Genomic DNA, 3,314 nt, shown 5'->3' with positions numbered 1-3,314 from the left:
CCAGAAGTGTACGTGCGAATCGGTGAACGGAATCTTGGTGTCGGCGGTCACGGGTTGAGGTGTCCTTAGAGTGCGGGTCCGCCGCGCAGCAGCGTCTCGTCGGCGGCGCTCAGGCGGTCGGTCATGCTGCGCGCCTGATGCCAGTAGGGGTAGGGAAGAGGGCGGCGGCTCACGTCGTCGAGCCGTGCGATCTGCTCGGGGGTCAGGTGCACTGAAAGGGAACCCAGCGCGGAGTCGATGTGCTCGAATGTCCGCGGGCCGAGGATGATCGACGTCACAGGCTTCGTCAGCAGGTAGGCGATGGCGACCTGGGCCACCGACGCTCCGTGTTCCTCGGCGACCGCCTCGACCTCCTCGATGACATCGAGAAGCGGAGCGGGGTCTGAAACAGGCGGATCCCACCAATCACGCATTCGCTGTTCGTCCCTGCCGCGTTTGAGCTTGCCGGATAGCAGGCCGCCCGCCAGAGGACTCCAGATCAGATTGCCGATCCCCTGATCGACCGACAGGGGGATCAGTTCGTGCTCGGCCTCGCGGCCCAGGATCGAGTAATAGATCTGCTGACTGACGAAGCGCTCCCCGTGCGCTGCGTCCGCCGCGGCGAGCGCCTTCATGGTGTGCCAGGCGGAGAGGTTGGAGCAACCGATGTAGCGGACCTTCCCAGAGCGGACAAGGTCATCGAGCGTCGACATGATCTGGTCAACGTCCGTCTGCCCGTCCCATCCGTGCACCTGATACAGGTCGATGTGGTCGACACCAAGCCGCGTGAGGCTCGCCTCGATGCCCTGCATGATGTGATACCTCGAGAGGCCTGCGTCGTTGGGACCTTGACCGATGACCGCCCGGACCTTCGTGGAGACGATCAGGCTGTCACGTCGTCCCTTGATCAGCTCCCCCACGGTCGACTCCGCACGACCGTAGCCGTAGACGTCCGCAGTGTCGATCAAGTTGACGCCGGAGTCGATAGCACGATCGAGGATCCGGCGGGCTTCTTTCAGGTCGGTGTTGCCGACGATCTCCCGCTGGTGCCCACCGAAAGGCAGGGTGCCGAGGGAGAGCTGTGAGACCCGCAGCCCAGAGCGACCGAGTACGCGATACTCCATGTCCATTCCAATCTCGTGTGAGGAGAGCTCACCACCACGAGCAGCCTGCGCTGAGGCCGCCGTCGGGGTAGATCGTCTGTCCGGTGATGAAGCTCGAGCCCTCGGAAGCGAGGAACGATACTGTCGCGGCTACATCCTGGGGCACACCGAGGCGCCCGACGGGTGTGTGATCGATGAGCGCCTGAGCCCTTGCCGGGAACCTCTCGATGTAACCCGCCGTGAGTGGGGTGTCGATGACGCCTGGCCCGACGGCATTCACCGTAGCGCCGTGCGGCGCCCACTCGATTGCGAGCGATCGGACCAGGCCAGAAACGGCAGCCTTGGTCGCACCGTACACAGCGCGGAGGTTCATGCCGTACGCGCCGGACACCGAGCCGATCGCGACGAAACGCGAGTTCGGGTGCTGCAGCATCAGCGGGGCGAACACCTGGAAGCTCGCGATCGTGCCGTAGAGGTTGACGTCGATCATCCGTCGGATGTCACTGTCCGAGACCTCCAGGGCGGGCGCACGCACGTTGGTCCCCGCCGCTGTCACGAGGACGCCGATCGTCGCGCCCTCACTTTCGAGCGTCCGCCGCACGGCCTCGAGGCTCGCCCGATCTGTCACATCGGTCTGAAGGAAGCGATGCGCCGTCACGGTGGGCTTGGTGCGCGCCAGCGTTACGACGTCGAAGCCGTCAGCGCTCAGTCGATCTGCCACGGCGGCTCCGATCCCTGACGTGCCCCCCGTCACGAGGGCGACCGTCGTGCCCGCGGATCCTGGTGTGCTGGTCATGTGCGCAGTGCTCCATTCAGTAGCTCGTGGCAGTACTCGAGATTCTCTTTCATCGTCCCCACTGTGTCTCCGCCGTATTGCTCGATGCAGACCGCTCCACCGAACCCGACCTCGCGCGCGAGCGCGAATGCCCTCCGGTAGTCGATGACTCCTGCGCGCATCGACGAGGGGGCCGTCAGGTAGGTCCCGGTAACCGGGTTCTCAAGGCGCAGGTAGTTCTTCACGTGCCAGTAGTTGGTCACGGGGAGCACCTTGGCCAGGAGCACGTCGATGTTCTCGATCGGGCGCTGCTGACGAACGAGATTGCCGATATCGGGGTTGAGCCCGACGTTGTCCCTGCCGATCTCGTCGAGGAGTCGCCGTGCCGAATCGGCTGACCCGAGCAGGGTGTCCTCGTACATCTCCAGCGACAGTTCCAGCTGAAGTTCGCGGGCATGATCCGCCAGTTCGCGGAGGCGGGATGCCGCTTCTCGATAGGTGTCGTCCGATACGTCGTCCTCAGACCCGGGCACGGTCCAGAACCAGAGCTGAGCCTGCTGGCCTTCCGTCAACGGCCGATGCAGCCCGACACTCACGACGTCGGCTCCGAGGATCTTCGCTGCTTCCAGACTCGCATGGCTGTAGGCGAGGTTCTCGTCGCCGGTCTCAGGGTCGATCACGCTGCAGCGGATCAGCGAGAGCGCCGCCACGCTAAGCCCTTCGCCGGCGATGATGGACGCAAGCTCGTCGACGCGTCCCTTCTCGAAAAGACCAGGCTTGAGCCAGCTGTCCGTCACGTCGACGCCGGTGAATCCCACCGAGGCCAGCTCGCGGAGGTGCCGCTCCCACTGAGCTGGGTCGTTGCCTGCTTTCCAGGGCAGCATCGCACCGACGATCCTCCAGGCGGACCGGCCGGCGCCGGAAAGGGGTTCAGAGGTCACCGCTGCACCCCACCCAGGACGCCCGCGAGCGCGTCACGGAATCGGTCGGGAGCCACCTGCTCGTTGGCGTACCAGCGCTCGCCCGCGAAGTCTTTCGCCCACTCCGTGCGGGCGGCGGCGATCCGGTAGTTGAGATCGGCGGCGAGCACTGTGGCCTGGTAACGATCCTGCAGCTCCGTCAGTCCACTGGCACCCACCTGCGTGCCGTCGACCTCGACGGAGTACCCGAACCGAAAGCTGCCGTCGGGCAGTCGATGCGCCTCGCTGTAGACGAGCTGGCCGTCGCTCACACCGTGATCACGACGTGCGGCAACCTTCGCGAGTGCGTTGGGCGCAAAGAAGTCCGCATCGCCGACGAGCGCGACGAACAATATCGCGTCCTCGGCGGCGACATGACGCGCCAGGGTCGGGTCAAGGACGATGAAGGCGAGTTCAGCCCGTCCATACTCACCGTCGCCGAATCGGGCGGCGACGTCGTCGGCGTGGCGTGCGACGCATCCCTTGACCAACTCCTCG

Annotated in this window: 5 protein-coding genes; 1 reads left to right on the top strand and 4 read right to left on the bottom strand. The window is 65.3% G+C overall.

Annotation, left to right across the window (positions count from 1 at the left end):
* Positions 1-65: 65 nt before the first annotated feature.
* From VNT50_RS12100 to VNT50_RS12085, 4 genes are read right to left on the bottom strand one after another with little or no spacing between them, the layout of a single operon-like run.
* A complete protein-coding gene (locus VNT50_RS12100; protein WP_325485372.1) occupies positions 66-1,109 on the bottom strand; it encodes an aldo/keto reductase in 1,044 nt (347 codons plus the stop codon).
* A 22-nt stretch (positions 1,110-1,131) separates the two neighbouring features.
* Complete coding sequence (locus tag VNT50_RS12095; protein WP_325485371.1) at positions 1,132-1,878, bottom strand: SDR family NAD(P)-dependent oxidoreductase; 747 nt, start codon at positions 1,876-1,878, stop codon at positions 1,132-1,134.
* Positions 1,875-2,798 (bottom strand): sugar phosphate isomerase/epimerase family protein, encoded by a 924-nt coding sequence (locus VNT50_RS12090; protein WP_325485370.1) that lies wholly within the window; start codon positions 2,796-2,798, stop codon positions 1,875-1,877. Before VNT50_RS12090 ends, VNT50_RS12095 begins: the two co-directional genes overlap by 4 nt.
* Positions 2,795-3,088, bottom strand: coding sequence for a hypothetical protein (locus tag VNT50_RS12085; protein WP_325485369.1), 294 nt, complete (start codon positions 3,086-3,088; stop codon positions 2,795-2,797). Before VNT50_RS12085 ends, VNT50_RS12090 begins: the two co-directional genes overlap by 4 nt.
* Before the next feature lie 3 nt (positions 3,089-3,091).
* On the opposite strand from VNT50_RS12085, the gene VNT50_RS12080 reads away from it, so the two are divergent.
* On the top strand, positions 3,092-3,314 hold a 223-nt coding region (locus VNT50_RS12080; protein WP_325485368.1), incomplete at its 3' end, for a hypothetical protein.

The sequence above is a fragment of the Microbacterium sp. genome (assembly GCF_035554235.1).
Taxonomy (GTDB): domain Bacteria; phylum Actinomycetota; class Actinomycetes; order Actinomycetales; family Microbacteriaceae; genus Microbacterium.
The sequence above is the reverse complement of the archived record's forward strand: the minus strand, read 5'-3'. Positions and strand labels throughout refer to the sequence as shown.

What these genes read in the sequence shown, in the direction of transcription:
- VNT50_RS12095 (WP_325485371.1), bottom strand. Translation starts at nt 1,878, where the DNA reads ATGACCAGCACACCAGGATCCGCGGGCACGACGGTCGCCCTCGTGACG.
- VNT50_RS12100 (WP_325485372.1), bottom strand. Translation starts at nt 1,109, where the DNA reads ATGGACATGGAGTATCGCGTACTCGGTCGCTCTGGGCTGCGGGTCTCA.